The sequence below is a fragment of the Pseudomonas moraviensis genome (assembly GCF_900105805.1).
Classification (GTDB): Bacteria; Pseudomonadota; Gammaproteobacteria; order Pseudomonadales; family Pseudomonadaceae; genus Aquipseudomonas; species Aquipseudomonas moraviensis_A.
The window spans coordinates 5,183,455-5,197,559 of the sequence record NZ_LT629788.1 but is presented as its reverse complement, the minus strand read 5'-3'; the positions used below and the strand labels follow the sequence as shown (position 1 = coordinate 5,197,559).

The 14,105-nt window shown below is 58.3% G+C and carries 15 protein-coding genes; 9 read left to right on the top strand and 6 right to left on the bottom strand.

The features are described from left to right. Positions 1–260: 260 nt before the first annotated feature. A complete protein-coding gene (locus BLU71_RS23325; RefSeq protein WP_039756448.1) occupies positions 261–746 on the top strand; it encodes a glycine zipper domain-containing protein in 486 nt (161 codons plus the stop codon). 55 nt (positions 747–801) lie between these two features. Here BLU71_RS23325 and BLU71_RS23320 read toward each other — a convergent pair whose 3' ends face one another. The 3 genes from BLU71_RS23320 to BLU71_RS23310 all read right to left on the bottom strand — a co-directional run bounded on the left by BLU71_RS23320 (position 802) and on the right by BLU71_RS23310 (position 4,664). Next, the gene (locus BLU71_RS23320) at positions 802–1,233 is read right to left on the bottom strand and encodes an acyl-CoA thioesterase (RefSeq protein ID WP_042608591.1); all 432 of its coding nucleotides are present in this window, start codon (positions 1,231–1,233) and stop codon (positions 802–804) included. Positions 1,234–1,378: 145 nt separating this feature from the next. After that, positions 1,379–2,605, bottom strand: coding sequence for a 3-hydroxyacyl-CoA dehydrogenase (locus tag BLU71_RS23315; protein WP_083353979.1), 1,227 nt, complete (start codon positions 2,603–2,605; stop codon positions 1,379–1,381). Between the two features lie 124 nt (positions 2,606–2,729). Then, entirely contained in the window at positions 2,730–4,664 is a 1,935-nt protein-coding gene (locus BLU71_RS23310; protein WP_083353978.1) for a RecQ family ATP-dependent DNA helicase, read from the bottom strand. A 298-nt stretch (positions 4,665–4,962) separates the two neighbouring features. Here BLU71_RS23310 and BLU71_RS23305 point away from each other — a divergent pair, with 298 nt between their 5' ends. The 4 genes from BLU71_RS23305 to nadS all read left to right on the top strand — a co-directional run bounded on the left by BLU71_RS23305 (position 4,963) and on the right by nadS (position 7,460). Further along, the gene (locus BLU71_RS23305) at positions 4,963–6,105 is read left to right on the top strand and encodes a hypothetical protein (RefSeq protein WP_083353977.1); all 1,143 of its coding nucleotides are present in this window, start codon (positions 4,963–4,965) and stop codon (positions 6,103–6,105) included. A gap of 345 nt (positions 6,106–6,450) precedes the next feature. After that, on the top strand, positions 6,451–6,750 hold the full coding sequence (locus BLU71_RS23300; protein WP_064363396.1) for a hypothetical protein: 300 nt from the start codon (positions 6,451–6,453) through the stop codon (positions 6,748–6,750). Between the two features lie 105 nt (positions 6,751–6,855). Continuing rightward, entirely contained in the window at positions 6,856–7,170 is a 315-nt protein-coding gene (locus tag BLU71_RS23295; protein WP_083353976.1) for a type II toxin-antitoxin system RelE/ParE family toxin, read from the top strand. Positions 7,171–7,172: 2 nt separating this feature from the next. Then, positions 7,173–7,460, top strand: a complete 288-nt coding sequence (gene nadS / locus BLU71_RS23290; RefSeq protein WP_064363398.1) for a NadS family protein — start codon at positions 7,173–7,175, stop codon at positions 7,458–7,460. 125 nt (positions 7,461–7,585) lie between these two features. Here nadS and BLU71_RS23285 read toward each other — a convergent pair whose 3' ends face one another. Together BLU71_RS23285 and hslO are read right to left on the bottom strand one after the other, a co-directional pair. After that, positions 7,586–9,127, bottom strand: a complete 1,542-nt coding sequence (locus tag BLU71_RS23285; protein ID WP_016772179.1) for a phosphoenolpyruvate carboxykinase — start codon at positions 9,125–9,127, stop codon at positions 7,586–7,588. A 181-nt stretch (positions 9,128–9,308) separates the two neighbouring features. Beyond that, positions 9,309–10,211 carry an Hsp33 family molecular chaperone HslO gene (hslO, locus tag BLU71_RS23280; RefSeq protein ID WP_083353975.1) on the bottom strand — a complete coding sequence of 301 codons (903 nt, stop codon included), beginning with the start codon at positions 10,209–10,211 and terminating at the stop codon, positions 9,309–9,311. A gap of 106 nt (positions 10,212–10,317) precedes the next feature. On the opposite strand from hslO, the gene BLU71_RS23275 reads away from it, so the two are divergent. Continuing rightward, the gene (locus tag BLU71_RS23275) at positions 10,318–11,121 is read left to right on the top strand and encodes a phosphatase PAP2 family protein (protein WP_064363400.1); all 804 of its coding nucleotides are present in this window, start codon (positions 10,318–10,320) and stop codon (positions 11,119–11,121) included. A 158-nt stretch (positions 11,122–11,279) separates the two neighbouring features. Here the strand turns inward: BLU71_RS23275 and BLU71_RS23270 are convergent, their stop codons facing one another. Next, the gene (locus BLU71_RS23270) at positions 11,280–11,684 is read right to left on the bottom strand and encodes an RNA-binding S4 domain-containing protein (RefSeq protein WP_064363401.1); all 405 of its coding nucleotides are present in this window, start codon (positions 11,682–11,684) and stop codon (positions 11,280–11,282) included. A 116-nt stretch (positions 11,685–11,800) separates the two neighbouring features. Here BLU71_RS23270 and BLU71_RS23265 point away from each other — a divergent pair, with 116 nt between their 5' ends. Genes BLU71_RS23265 through rimK form a run of 3 tightly spaced genes read left to right on the top strand, consistent with a single transcriptional unit; the run spans position 11,801 to position 13,978 of the window. Beyond that, a complete protein-coding gene (locus BLU71_RS23265; RefSeq protein ID WP_042608582.1) occupies positions 11,801–12,580 on the top strand; it encodes an EAL domain-containing protein in 780 nt (259 codons plus the stop codon). 34 nt (positions 12,581–12,614) lie between these two features. Beyond that, on the top strand, positions 12,615–13,076 hold the full coding sequence (locus BLU71_RS23260) for an ATP-dependent zinc protease (RefSeq protein ID WP_172667902.1): 462 nt from the start codon (positions 12,615–12,617) through the stop codon (positions 13,074–13,076). Beyond that, complete coding sequence (gene rimK / locus BLU71_RS23255; protein WP_024011184.1) at positions 13,073–13,978, top strand: 30S ribosomal protein S6--L-glutamate ligase; 906 nt, start codon at positions 13,073–13,075, stop codon at positions 13,976–13,978. The genes BLU71_RS23260 and rimK overlap by 4 nt, the downstream gene beginning before the upstream one ends. Positions 13,979–14,105: the final 127 nt, after the last annotated feature.

Genomic DNA, 14,105 nt, shown 5'->3' with positions numbered 1-14,105 from the left:
AGCCTGCTCGCGATGGCGGTAGCCGATTCACCGAATGTCTCGGCACTCAACATTTTTCGACCGCCCACAAAAAAGGCCGTTTTTGTATAAAAACGGCCTGTCCGAAGTAGCTAAAGACCGGCGAAAATCGGTTAAGTTCCGGTGAAAAAACAGTAACTTGCAATATTGTATACATGTCGTGTTATTCGTCGGATTTTGATTGTCACGCCCAATGCAGAGCCTCAGGATCGGCGCCGTCATCCCTTTGAGGCTCATCCTCTATGAAGTTCTCCTCGATTCTCTTGTTGTCCCTTGGCCTGGTCAGTGGCTTCGCTTCTGCCGGAGGCACCACCGAAGCAGGTGTGGGCGGCGCATTGGGCGGGGTTCTTGGCTCGGTCGTCGGTCAATCGTTAGGCGGCAATACAGGTTCCACCATCGGCGCAGCCCTGGGCGGCGCGGGTGGTAGTGCGGTCGGCGCAGACAAGCGCAGCCGTGGCGAAGCGGCCATCGGCGGTGCACTGGGTGCAGCCGGCGGTAACGTGGTTGGCCGCAGTCTTGGCGGCACCACCGGCAGCCTGATCGGCTCCGCAGCAGGTGGCGGCGCGGGCGGCGCGCTGGGTAACTACATGGGCAACAAGAGCGACGACGATGATCGTCGTTACGACCGTCGCCATGATGACCGTCGCTACTACCGCGACCGTGGTCACCCGGGTCGCGGCCACGCTTACGGCCACCGCAAGCATCACAAGTACTATCGCCACCATTGAGGCGAAGGCTTGAACGAAAATCGCAGCCCCTTGGGCTGCGATTTTTTTTGCGCGATCAGATGACCAACCGTTCCAGCGCCCCGCGCAAACTCGCAGGAATCGGCACTGGCTGATTGCTCGCCCGATCGACAAACACATGCACAAACCGCCCCGCCGCACACGCCTCGCTTTCGCCGACCTTGAACACCGCCAGCTCGTACTGCACCGAACTGTTGCCCAGCTTGCCGACCCGCAGTCCGATCTCGATCAGATCGGGGAAAGCGATCGAGGCAAAGTAATCGCACGCCGAACTGACCACCAATCCCACTACTTCGCCGTCATGAATATCCAGGCCGCCGACCTGAATCAGATAAGTGTTCACCGCCGTGTCGAAGAAGCTGTAGTAGGTGACATTGTTGACGTGACCGTAGGCATCGTTGTCGTGCCAGCGTGTGGTGATGGGCTGGAAATGAGGGTAGTCGGAGCGTTGTGGTGTCGGGCTGGACATTGACCAAGGATTCCTTCGGATTTTTCGGCGAGTCTAATTCAAACCGTGGCAGCACCTTCGCGAGCAGGCTCGCTCCCACATTGAACGGCGCGAACCTGTGGGAGCGAGCTTACTCGCGAAGGCGATGTTTCAATCGTCGCATTGTTCAGCGATCAGCAAACCCCCTCCCCTGCGCCGCCAGCTCGCCAATCAGCCGCGCCGGCTTCCACTGATCGCCCTGGCGCGTCTCCAGCGCCAGCAGGCGCTGATGGATATCCGCCAGCCCCTGATGATCCGCCCAGGCCATCGGCCCACCCTTATCCGCTGGAAAACCATAGCCGTTCAAGTACACCAGATCGATGTCATGGGCCGAGCCGGCAATGCCCTCCTGGAGGATCTTCGCGCCTTCATTGACCAGCGCCAGCAAACAGCGCTCAAGGATTTCTTCAGGACCGATGTCGCGACGCTGGAAACCCAATTCCTCACTGACCCGCAGCACCAGTGCATCGACCTCGGGATCATGCTCGGCCTGCCTACTGCCCGGCTCGTAGTGGTAATAACCATTGCCGGACTTCTGCCCGAACCGGCCCATTTCGCACAGGCGGTTATCGATCTGGACCTCCGGCGCATCCTGGCCCTTGCCAGCGAGCTCCCGAGCACGCCACTCCAGATCGATACCGACCACGTCGTACATGCGAAACGGCCCCATGGCGAAGCCGAAACCTTGCAGCGCGGAGTCCACCTGCTGTGGATAAGCGCCTTCGAGAAGCATCTTGCGCGCTTCGAGTACATACGGATGCAGCATGCGATTGCCGATAAAACCGTGGCAGTTGCCCGACACCACGCTGACCTTGCCCATGCGCTTGCCGAGTGCCAAGGCGGCGTCGAGTGCCGCTGGCGACGTTTGCGCGCCGCGTACGATTTCCAGCAGTTTCATGATGTGCGCCGGGCTGAAGAAGTGCAGGCCCAGCACCTGTCCCGGGCGCCGGGTCGCAGCGGCAATGGCGTCGATATCCAGCGCCGAGGTGTTGCTCGCCAGCAGAGCTTCAGGCTTGAGCAGGCCATCCAGCTCACGAAAGATCTTCTGCTTGAGCTCGAGGTTTTCGTACACCGCTTCGATCACCAGGTCGACATTGCGGATCGTCGCGTAATCCGCCGCCGCAGAGACGCGAGCGATACGGGTATCCACTTCGGCCTGATCGATGCGGCCCTGACGCACGTTGTGTGCATAAGTTTCGGCGACCGCCATCAGCGCCTGCTCGAGCATCTGTGGATTGTTATCCACCCACTGCACGCTCACGCCGGCATTGGCCAGGCACATGACAATGCCACGGCCCATGGTGCCTGCGCCGATCACCGCAGCCTGCTGGATTTCGAAGGATGTCTGGCTCATGTTGTTCTCTTGTGAGTGGCCCGAAGACAGATTCCAACCTTAGTCAGGCCACGACGCTTTTTGAAGTCTATTAGCGTGATGATCGACATTCAGCGGATGGATGCAGCGCCCACAGATCCTCTGCCTAATCGAGCAAGTGATTGTCTGCCCATTCCCGGACTTCAGCGTAGGGATACTCCTCCAGCGCTGCGAATCCTGGAATCGCGCGCGCCTTGAGCCTGGTGAACAAAGGCACGCTGATACCGCAGAGGAATCGCGTCAGGCGTTCGGCCGACGGAATGCGCCCAGTGTGCTGCTCATGCCTGTGGATAAATTCATCACACAATTCTGCGAAGTTTTTATCCACAAGCGGCGGCAACGCTGGCGGCTCGGGCAACCGGGCGACATGGCCGTGACACACCGAACAATGGCCACAACGCTCGGGGGCATTGTGATCACCGAAATATTCGGCCAGGCGATAACCCAGGCAGCGTTCGGTGGCGAACACCTCGAGCATGGCGTGAATCCGCGCCACCTCAGTCTGTTCGTGGCGGGTGAAATACTCGTGCAGCTCAGCGCTCAGGGCATCGCTGGCAAAATCACTGTGCAGCAGGCTGTAAACCTCGGTCATCTGCTTGCTCTCAAGCTCGACCCAGCCTCTTTCCTGGAAGTAATCCAGCGCTGTCACCACGCGATTGCGCTCCGCGGAATACTGCGAGTACATCGCCTCGAAATCTACCGTGGCCCAAGTGCGTGCTCGCGCGGACGTTCTGATGATCGCCGCAACGAAATCCCTGCGCTCGCCTTCAAAACGCTCGAGCAGTGCCTCCGGCTCGAGCAAATATTTGAAGCGATACTCGGCGTAATAGGCGTAACGCGGAGCGATCAGACCGCGCAGTTCCAGCTGCACCAGCAGCGTCTTCAATGGCAACGAGCGAATATTGCTCTGATCCGCCAATGGCCCGAGCAGAAACTCCCACTGCCCCTCAGGCACCGAAGCTTTCAGTTCATCGAGTACATAACGAATGCCATCGCGCTCGGGTGTGTCGCCGTAAACGAAGTTCTCCAGCACATTGAGGCTGTCGCGATTGGCCAGCACCAGGCAGTCAGAGGGCTGACCGTCACGGCCGGCACGACCGATTTCCTGGCTGTAGTTTTCGATGGATTTGGGCAGATCGAAATGCACGACGTTGCGAATGTCGCTCTTGTCGATGCCCATGCCGAAGGCAATGGTGGCGACGATGCAATTGGACTGCCCGGCCATGAAGCGGCGTTGAATGTCCTCACGCTGATCGTGGGGCAAACCTGCGTGGTAAGCCTCGGCCTGGATACCGTTGCGCTCGAGATGCTCGGCAATGTGCTCGGCGGTCTTCTGCAACGTGACGTAGACAATGCTCGGTTGCCCGGGGCGCTCGGCCATCCATTCCACCAGCCGCCGGCGCTTGTCGTGGCCGCGCACAGGTTCAACGAGCAGGTTGAGGTTGGGTCGGTAAAAACCAGTGGTCACCACATCTGCCGGGGCAATGGCGAACTTGGTCTGCATGTCGGCGATGACTTTCGGTGTGGCCGTAGCGGTAAGCAGCAGGGCCTGGGGGATGTTGAACTGGCGCTGGTAGTCCGGCAGTTTCAGGTAGTCGGGACGAAAGTTGTGACCCCACTCGGAAATGCAGTGTGCTTCATCGACCACCAGCAACGAGATCGGCACCTGTTGCAGAAAATTGCGGAAGCGCTCGTTTTTCAGGCGCTCGACGGAAATCATCAGAATTTTCAGCTCGCCCGAACGCGCACGGGCCATGACGTCGTTGGCATCCTCGCGGCTCTGCGCCGAATCGATACTGCCTGCCGAGATGCCGTGGCGCTTGAGAAACGCCAGTTGATCCTGCATCAACGCCAGCAGCGGCGAGACCACCAAGGTCAGATGCGGTAGCAGCAGGGCCGGCAGTTGGTAGCAAAGCGATTTGCCGGAGCCCGTGGGAAAGATCGCCGCCGCCGAGCGCCCCGCCAGCACCGCGCTGATGGCGGCCTCCTGACCGGGTCGAAACTGTGGATAACCAAAAACCTGTTCCAGGGTGTTGTGCATTCGCTGTCACTCCTTTGACTGCTGCCATGCCCAAAGCCTAGCGGGCGATCGCAGCGAGTCGAGAAAAGGTTGGGGGCAAATCGATACGGAATGATACAGGGTATCAAGCGTACACGAGGGATCGTCAGGTAGATAAAGTATCCGGACAACTAACGATTCCGCTCAATAAAACTTTCATTACAGAAAAAACAAAAAACAGATTTATTCAAATCTACAAGAATCGAAACAACCAGGCACTTTATCAAGCGAACCCACTCAAACTAATTTACTTGCTCTTAAAACAAACGAGAGCAACAACATGACAACGTTAACCATTTTTTTCTGCGGTACCGGTTCCAACAAGTTTGATGACAAACATAAAAGCTTCTGGGATGGCGAAATCGTTTCTACGCTTGCTGCACACCACGGCGGACGCGAATTTGCCGATTGGATCGTCGTCGACGGCCCTGGCAGCGGCAATCTGCAAGCCGATGACCTGTTCACCAAGACCTCCGAATACGGCCTGTCCGGAACCCTGTTCGGTAAAGGCTGGGACGAAAACGTGCAACACGCCATAAATGTCATCAAAGGCAAATGCGCCTGGCAGCGTAAACAACTTACCGAGGCAGAATATAACCGTCTGAAAGCCGCAGGCATTCCTATTGAAGATGTGAAAGTGGAAGGCTCCTGGTTGTGGCGCCAATACAACTATGGCGAGCGGAGTATCACGCAGCAGAAATTACAGGAACAGATCATCAAGACTTTCCGCAAGGACAGCATCATTCCCACCCGAGTCAATATGGTCGGCTGGAGCCGTGGGGGGATCAGTTGCCACATGTTGGCCAATGCCATGTTCAAGGACGCTGCCCTCAAACATATTCCGGTGAATATATTTGCGATTGATCCAGTTCCGGGTATCGGCAACTTTCAGGAAAACCGGGTGAAACTTCAGTCCAACGTCAAGGAATACATCGCTTTCTATGCCCGCGACGAGCGCTCGAAAGGCTTCAGTTGCGTGATTCCACAAACAGCCACGGGTACCAGGACCTCGATCTACCCAATGGCCGGTCGCCACACCACCCTCGCTGGCAACGCTACAGCCCTTGGGGGCGACCCCACCAGCGGCAGCGACCTCAACGCCCTGATCGAGCCCGGCCGCATCGTTCGCCATTTCGCCGAAACCTGCCTCAAACGCTGGGGCGTCCCACTGAGCAAGACCCTCAACCTGAGCAATGCCGACCTGCTCCGATTCACCGGCGCCATCGTCAGCGACGAAGCTCGCTACAAGAAGATGCACAGCCAGTCCTACACCTATTTCACCGAGCTGGACAAAGGCGAGCGCTATGTCTCGCTGGGCAGCAAAGGCGTGCCGTTCTCGGCAGTCAAAGGCACGATCTACCGGCCGGCAACCGGACTGACCACGAGCCTGCTGGATATTTCCGGTTACCAGCATCTGCGTTGAAAAACGTTGAAGAATCGATAGCCACGTCCGGCAAAGAGTTCGTCCCGTTCCTACTTCACGTGATGCCTTGTCGGCTATCGCGAGCTGGTGGTGCGAACCTATAGTCGTGGGCGTCGCTGTGTGTTCAGCGACTCGGGCTTGGTCACCCGATTGGTTCGTGTATACGCATGCACTGTATGCTGCGGGCACTCATTTGCCTGCAGTTTATGGTGACTGTGTTTGGGACACCCTCGGGTGTGCCGGGTATGTGCACGATCCTCACCGGTTGACCAACCCGAACACAGTCGCCTCCTGTCGCTTGGTCACGATGTGGCGGCTTCATTTGCAGCATCCGAGGGTCGAAAAATGAAAGCACGCAGTCAATACACCACCGATCGCTACCGCCCACTCGAATCAAACCTCACCGACAGCAAACCGCTGATCATCGACACACAAGCCAACCCGCAGGACATCCTCGAGTGCGCCGTCCAGCGCCTGCGCGCCTCAAGCGACCTTCTGCAAACCCTGTACTGCCTGAGCTTCAAACAAGCCGACGTCGAAGACATCCCCCACATCACCCACGCCCTGTACCTGCTGACCCAGGACGGCTGCGACCTGCTGCAAGTCGCACAGACACAAATGCTCAACTGGAAAGCGCCGGCCTAAGCCGAGCAGCCCTATCACCGCCGATCTCTGTCGGCGATCAAGCACCAATCATCCTCATCAACACTTCAGCATTGCCTGAAAGTAAGTCACTGGCGTACATTGACCATGATTTTTATTGAGACTTCAGTCTTTACCCGCCGAGTAAGAGAGTTACTGGACGACGATGCCTACGCCACCTTTCAAAAGCAGCTGGTCGCAGACCCGTCCATTGGCGATGTAATCGAAGGGACCGGGGGGGTGCGTAAAGCACGAGTCGCCTCCAAAGGCCACGGTAAACGAGGAGGAGCACGGGTCATCTACTACCACTTCGTTTCAGCATCACAGATCGCGTTGTTGATGATTTACTCAAAAAATGAGCAGCAGGATCTTACTCATGACGAACGGAAAGCACTGAAGGCCATGATTGGAAACTGGAGGTAACCATGAGCAAATTTTTTGATGAGCTGATGGAAAGCGTGCAGGAAATGGATGAGATTCTTCGGGGTGAAAAAAAACCTTCCCGCGAATTTCATGTGGATGCATTACAGGTTAAACAGATTCGCAAAGCGACGGGAATGACGCAGGCAAAGTTCGCAGCCTTGATTGATGTCCAGCTCGGGACGTTACGCAATTGGGAGCAAGGTCGTCGTCAGCCGACTGGCCCGGCTAAAGCATTGCTCAAGGCCATTCATAACGATCCTGTCCATGTGCTCAGTGCACTTGCTGATTGACAGGTTCTGAAGAAGTAGCCAAGCCAAAGCCAAAGTCCAGTTTTTGAGGCCAACCAGGCTGCATTTTAAATCGAAAATAAAAAACCGCCCCAAAGGGCGGTTTTTTATTCACTGCAAACCACTACTTACAACTTCGGCCCAGCAGCCTTGATCGCGTCGCTCACTTCGAACTTCTTGAAGTTCTCGATGAACAGACCGGCCAGTGCTTTCGCTGCCTCGTCGTACGCAGCCTTGTCAGCCCAGGTGTTGCGTGGGTTGAGCAGGTTGGTGTCGACGCCCGGAACGGCCAGTGGCACGTCGAGGTTGATGGTGTCGAGGTGCTCGGTGGCTGCACCGATCAGAGCGCCGCTCTGGATAGCGGCGATCACTGCGCGGGTGGTCGGGATGTTGAAGCGTTGGCCGACGCCGTAGCCACCGCCGGTCCAGCCGGTGTTGACCAGGTAGACCTTGGAGCCGAAGCCGCGGATGCGCTTGATCAGCAGCTCGGCGTATTCACCAGCCGGACGCGGGAAGAACGGTGCGCCGAAGCAGGTCGAGAAGGTCGACTTGATGCCGCTGCCCGAACCCATTTCAGTCGAGCCCACCAGTGCGGTGTAGCCGGACAGGAAGTGGTAGGCCGCTTGTTCTTCGTTGAGGATCGACACTGGCGGCAGTACGCCGGTCAGGTCGCAGGTCAGGAAGATCACCGCGTTTGGCTCGCCACCCAGGTTCTTCTCGGAACGCTTGGCAACGTGCTCCAGCGGATACGCCGCTCGGCTGTTCTGGGTCAGGCTGACATCGGCGTAGTCGGCGTGCTTGGCATCGTCGATGACGACGTTTTCCAGCACCGCGCCGTGCTTGATGGCTTTCCAGATGACCGGCTCGTTCTTCTCGGAGAGGTCGATGCACTTGGCATAGCAACCGCCTTCGATGTTGAACACCACGCCTTCGCCCCACCCGTGTTCGTCGTCACCGATCAGGTAACGGCTTTCGTCGGCCGACAGGGTGGTTTTACCAGTGCCCGACAGACCGAAGAACAGGGTCACGTCGCCGTCTTCGCCGATGTTGGCAGCGCAGTGCATTGGCAGCACGTCAGCGGCCGGCAGCAGGAAGTTCTGCACCGAGAACATGGCTTTCTTCATCTCACCGGCGTAACGCATGCCGGCGATCAGCACTTTTTTCTGCGCGAAGTTGATGATCACGCAGCCGTCGGAGTTGGTGCCGTCACGCTCAGGCACGCACTCGAAGTTGGCGACGTTGAGCACTTGCCATTCTTCGCGGCCAGCCGGGTTGTACTGGGCCGGGTTGATGAACAGGCAACGACCGAACAGGTTCTGCCAGGCAGTCTGCGTGGTCATTTTCACGGCCAGGTAGTGATCCTCCGCCGCGCCTACATGCACGTGGGAAACGAAGTGCTCTTGCGCATTGTTGAAGGCCTCGACGCGAGCCCACAGGGCATCGAACTTGTCGGCCGGGAACTTGCGGTTGATCGGGCCCCAGGCGATAGCGGCCTGGGTGGAAGGCTCTTCAACGATGAAACGGTCGACTGGCGAACGGCCGGTGCGGTGACCGGTGCGAACAACCAGAGCGCCGGTATCGGCAAGCTCGCCTTCACCGCGATTCAGGGCTTCTTTTACCAGATCATCAACACTCAGATCGGTGTACACGGCGTTATTGGCTTGCGTCATGAGGTTCCCCGTCGGCCATTGGCCGAGTGTGCTCCAAACGTTTTGTAGTAGAAAGTCGTGCACTACTACCGCGAAAAAAGTGGGCCGGATTATGCCAGAAAAGCCCAAAAAGAGTAGGGTCCTCCCGTCGTAACGGCGATATTCCGTCATTACGCAGTGAATTTACCTGCGCTGAACCGTTTTAGTGACGGGTATCTGACGGCGTATCGACGCCCGCGCCAGCGAACAATTGAGCGATATCGGCCGCGTCGAACAGGTACTGCTGATTGCAGAACTGGCAATCGATCTCGACTTTGCCGCCCTGCTCGGCTGCCAGCGCCAGCGCATCTTCCAGCCCAAGACTGACCAGCGCATTGCCAGAGCGTTCCCGCGAGCAGCTGCAACTGAAGCGCAGATGCTGCACATCGAACAGGCGCACCTGCTCTTCGTGGTACAGGCGATGGAGCACGGTTTCGTTGTCCAGGCTGAGCAGCTCATCGGCGCTCAAAGTGCTGGCCAGTGCGGTGAGGTGCTGCCAGCTGGCGGCCCGTTCTTCTTCGTCTTTCAAGCGATCGGCGGGCAATTGCTGCAGCAGCAGGCCACGGGCACGACGACCGTCGGCGAACAGCTTGAAGCGCGTGCCGACTTGCTGCGACATGACGAAATAATTGGTGAAGCAATCGGAGAGGGTTTCGCCGTCGAGATCGACAATGCCCTGGTAGCGCTGGCCCACAGTCGGATCGACAGTCAGGGCGAGAACGCCGTTCGGCATCAGGTCGCTGAGGGTGGCGTCCGCCGCGATCTGCGCGGCGTCATAGCGCGCCAGGCCACGGATTTCGCGCTCGCTGGAGCACTCGATCATCAGCAGCGGAATCGGCCCTTCCGAACGCGCCTGCAAGATCAGCAAGCCATCGAACTTCAGCGTGCCGACCAGCAACGACGCGGCCGCCATCAGTTCGCCGAGCAACTGCGCGACTGGCTCCGGGTACGGGTGCTTGGCGAGGACTTCGGCGTAGCTGCGCTCCAGCGCTACCAGTTCGCCGCGAGTGTCGCTGTCATCGAAGATGAAGCGTTGAGTGAAATCGGTATCCGCTAGGTCGGTCATAGGTCTGGGTATCTGAATGTGATGACAAAATGGTTACAAAACGTGAAAATTTGCGCTTGCTGGCACTTTTTTTGGTGCCGGCGCTTTTCGCCATGGGAGGCATTTTATGAACAATCCGGGTTTGTTCCAATCAAGGTGGAACCTCGGCCGGCTGGTTCTGTGTAACGTAGTGCCGTTGGCGCTACTGGCTTTCTGGTTATGGCCTACCGGTCAGATGCTGTGTGTGATTTTCGACGAGTGGCTGTTCCGCTCGCTGAATGCACCGCTGGCCAGCAACCCGATATGGCTCCACATCTGGGCAATTGCAAGTCTGCGTCCGTTCGACATTGTCGTTGGCCTGATTCTGCTGACGCTGCTGATCAAGGGCGACTGGGTCTTCAGGGCAATCGACGTGCGCCGCGCATTCTTCGGTTTTTTCTCGATCCTGCTGTTGATGGTGGTGATTCGCGCGCTGTTTTCCAAATTCGCCGATCACATGGGCTGGCAGCACAGCAGCCCGTCGATGGTGATCGAGGGCGCCGTGCACATCAGCGATTACTTTCCGCATCTGGAAAAAACCTGGGAGCTGAAGGATCGTTCGGGCCAGAGTTTCCCGGGTGATCATGCCTCGGTGCTGTTGATCTGGGCGTTGTTCATGGGCGTGTTCAGCCGCACCGTCGGCCAGTTTTTCACGATCTGGGGTCTGGCAGTGCTGTTCATGTTGCCGCGCCTGGTGGCTGGCGCGCACTGGGGCCAGGACGATTACATCGGTGGCGTGCTGCTGGCGGTCTGGGCGTTGGGCTGGGGTTACTACACGCCCTTTGCCTGGCACGCGTCGAACTTCTGGTTGAAGCTGACCGCACCGGTTTTCGCACTGCTGGGCATGTTGCCGCTAGTGTCGCGGATGAGTGTGGTGTCTGCCGCACGCTGATGAACCTGTGGCGAGGGAGCTTGCTCCCGCTCGGTTGCGCAACAGTCGCCATACCGGTCGGTGCATTTGTCGCTTGAGGCGCACTGCTCGACGGTACAGGGCGTCCTTCGGCCGCCAGCGGGAGCAAGCTCCCTCGCCACAATAGTGTTCAACTCACGTCATTCGTTGCTGCTACCGCGAAACTTGAACAGATCGCGCCGCTGCTTCTTGCTCGGCTTGCCATCGGTGCTCACGCCCAACGACCCTGCCCTGCGCATTGCCGCAGCCGCTTCACGCTTGGCGATACTCGCCTCGGTCTCGGCGTACAAGGTCTGCGCCTCGGGTGCGCCCCGACGCACGATCGACAAGGCCTCGACCCTCACGGTGCGCACTTCGAAGCCGGTGCGAATTTCGAACTCATCGCCTATGCGTGGTTCCTTGCCCGGTTTGCAGCGTTCGCCACGACAGTGCACCTTGCCACTTTCAATGGCCGCTTTGGCCAGGGCACGGGTTTTATAGAAGCGTGCCGCCCATAGCCATTTATCGAGGCGGACCTTGTCGTCCTCCTCCTGTTTCTGCGCCATATGAATTCCTCGTTCAGCCAGTAGTCGGAACTGTACTACCGTTTCTGTCGGGCGCAAGAACTCGGCCCACCAGATAGACTGTGATCTTCGCCGCATGACCGGCCTGGAGTGACCGAGTGACAAAATTCCCGACTTCATTGACCTCGCCCAAGGGCGGTTGCCAGGGCTGTCAGCAAAGCGAGCCGCTGGACTTCGATTTTGCCTTCGCCTTCCAGCCGATCGTCGACCTGCGCGATCAGTCCGTGTTTGCCCACGAAGCACTGGTGCGAGGCATCGCAGGAGAAGGCGCACTGTCCGTGTTAAATCAGGTTACAGAAGACAATCGCTACCGTTTCGACCAGCTCTGCCGGACCCGCGCCATCGAAGGTGCGGCCAGTCTTAATATGCAGACACACTTGTCGATCAACTTTTTGCCCAACGCCGTCTACCGTCCAGAGCTGTGCATTCGCAGCACGCTGGAGGCCGCACGAAAACACAACTTTCCGATCGACCGGCTGATTTTCGAAACCCTGGAAATCGAGCACGTAGATAATTATCGCCATTTGACCAATATTCTGCGTGAATACCGCGAATTCGGCTTCAAGACCGCCATCGACGATTTCGGTGCCGGCTATTCGGGGCTCAATCTGCTGGCTGATTTCCAACCGGACCTGATCAAACTCGACATGGCGCTGATCCGCGATGTCGATCAAGACCGTGTCCGTCAGGTGATCGTGCGGGGGATTGTCACAATGTGTGCGGAGTTGAACGTTACAGTCATCGCCGAGGGCATCGAGAGCGTCGGGGAACGGGATTTCCTCGCGGACTGTGGAATATTTCTGATGCAGGGCTACTGGTTCGCCAAACCTGCGTTCAAAGCGTTGCCCCGGGTGCCAGACGAGGCCTGGAAGCGTTAACTCTTGGTTTTTTTCTTTGAAGACATTTGATCATTTGACCGTTGTCGGTCTGCGCGAGTGGGTGGCGCTCCCGGGCCTGGGAGTCGCCGGCCTGCGCGCGAAAATCGACACCGGCGCCAGCACTTCCAGCCTGCACGCCACCGATATCGAACCGTTCGAGCGCGACGGCGAGAAATGGGTGCGCTTCACCGCGCACCTGGGCACGGTGGTGCAATTGCGTCACCGGCGCTGCGAAGCCCCGCTGGTCACGCGCAAAACCATCAAAAGCTCCAATGGCCATGCGCAGGTGCGCTACGTGATAAGCACCACGCTGGCCCTGGGTGATCGGGTCTGGCCGGTGGAATTCACCCTGGCCTGCCGCAAGTCCATGCGCTATCGCCTGTTGCTCGGCTCCAAAGCCCTGATCGATGGCCAGTTGGTGGTCAATCCGGGCATCAAATATGTACAAGACAAGCCGGTGTTCCCGGTATCTACCTCTTCCACAGGTGTTGCATGAAGATCGCTGTGCTGTCGCGTAATCCGCGTCTGTATTCCACCCGCCGTCTGGTCGAAGCCGGAATCGAGCGCGGGCATGAAATGGTGGTGATCGACACCTTGCGCGCCTACATGAACATTGCCAGCCACAAGCCGCAGATCCACTACCGCGGCAAACCGCTGGAAGGTTTTGATGCGGTGATCCCGCGGATCGGCGCGTCGGTGACGTTCTACGGCTGCGCGGTGTTGCGTCAGTTCGAAATGATGGGCGTGTTCCCGCTCAACGAGTCGGTGGCCATTGCTCGCTCCCGGGATAAATTGCGTTCGTTGCAGCTGCTGTCGCGGCGCGGAATCGGTTTGCCGGTCACCGGTTTTGCCCACTCGCCAGACGATATTCCCGACCTGATCGCCATGGTCAACGGCGCACCGCTGGTGATCAAGGTGCTCGAAGGCACTCAGGGCATCGGCGTGGTGCTGTGCGAAACCGCAACAGCGGCAGAGTCGGTGATCGAAGCGTTCATGGGCCTGAAGCAGAACATCATGGTCCAGGAATACATCAAGGAAGCCGGCGGCGCGGATATCCGCTGCTTCGTGGTCGGCGACAAGGTGATCGCGGCGATGAAGCGCCAGGCCAAACCGGGGGAGTTCCGTTCCAATCTGCATCGCGGCGGCAGCGCCAGCCTGATCAAGATCACCCCGGAAGAACGCATGACCGCGTTACGCGCCGCCAAGGTGATGGGTCTGGCGGTGGCGGGCGTGGATATCCTGCGTTCCAATCACGGGCCGCTGGTGATGGAAGTGAATTCGTCGCCGGGACTGGAAGGGATCGAGACTACCACCGGCAAGAACGTGGCCGGGATCATCATCGAACACCTGGAAAAGAATGGCGGGCCGAATATGACCCGGACCAAGGGCAAGGGCTAAAGCGAAGAGCAAGAGCCCCTCACCCTAACCCTCTCCCATAGGGAGAGGGGACCGATTGGGGGATATCGGAGAACTACGCCGACTTGAACGAGCAACACTGAATCCATACTCGACCGAATTTTGCAGG

Bases quoted from the DNA above. Each gene is read 5' to 3' on its own strand.
- BLU71_RS23325 (WP_039756448.1), top strand. From the start codon at position 261: ATGAAGTTCTCCTCGATTCTCTTGTTGTCCCTTGGCCTGGTCAGTGGC.
- BLU71_RS23320 (WP_042608591.1), bottom strand. From the start codon at position 1,233: ATGTCCAGCCCGACACCACAACGCTCCGACTACCCTCATTTCCAGCCC.
- BLU71_RS23315 (WP_083353979.1), bottom strand. From the start codon at position 2,605: ATGAGCCAGACATCCTTCGAAATCCAGCAGGCTGCGGTGATCGGCGCA.
- BLU71_RS23310 (WP_083353978.1), bottom strand. From the start codon at position 4,664: ATGCACAACACCCTGGAACAGGTTTTTGGTTATCCACAGTTTCGACCC.
- BLU71_RS23305 (WP_083353977.1), top strand. From the start codon at position 4,963: ATGACAACGTTAACCATTTTTTTCTGCGGTACCGGTTCCAACAAGTTT.
- BLU71_RS23300 (WP_064363396.1), top strand. From the start codon at position 6,451: ATGAAAGCACGCAGTCAATACACCACCGATCGCTACCGCCCACTCGAA.
- BLU71_RS23295 (WP_083353976.1), top strand. From the start codon at position 6,856: ATGATTTTTATTGAGACTTCAGTCTTTACCCGCCGAGTAAGAGAGTTA.
- nadS (WP_064363398.1), top strand. From the start codon at position 7,173: ATGAGCAAATTTTTTGATGAGCTGATGGAAAGCGTGCAGGAAATGGAT.
- BLU71_RS23285 (WP_016772179.1), bottom strand. From the start codon at position 9,127: ATGACGCAAGCCAATAACGCCGTGTACACCGATCTGAGTGTTGATGAT.
- hslO (WP_083353975.1), bottom strand. From the start codon at position 10,211: ATGACCGACCTAGCGGATACCGATTTCACTCAACGCTTCATCTTCGAT.
- BLU71_RS23275 (WP_064363400.1), top strand. From the start codon at position 10,318: ATGAACAATCCGGGTTTGTTCCAATCAAGGTGGAACCTCGGCCGGCTG.
- BLU71_RS23270 (WP_064363401.1), bottom strand. From the start codon at position 11,684: ATGGCGCAGAAACAGGAGGAGGACGACAAGGTCCGCCTCGATAAATGG.
- rimK (WP_024011184.1), top strand. From the start codon at position 13,073: ATGAAGATCGCTGTGCTGTCGCGTAATCCGCGTCTGTATTCCACCCGC.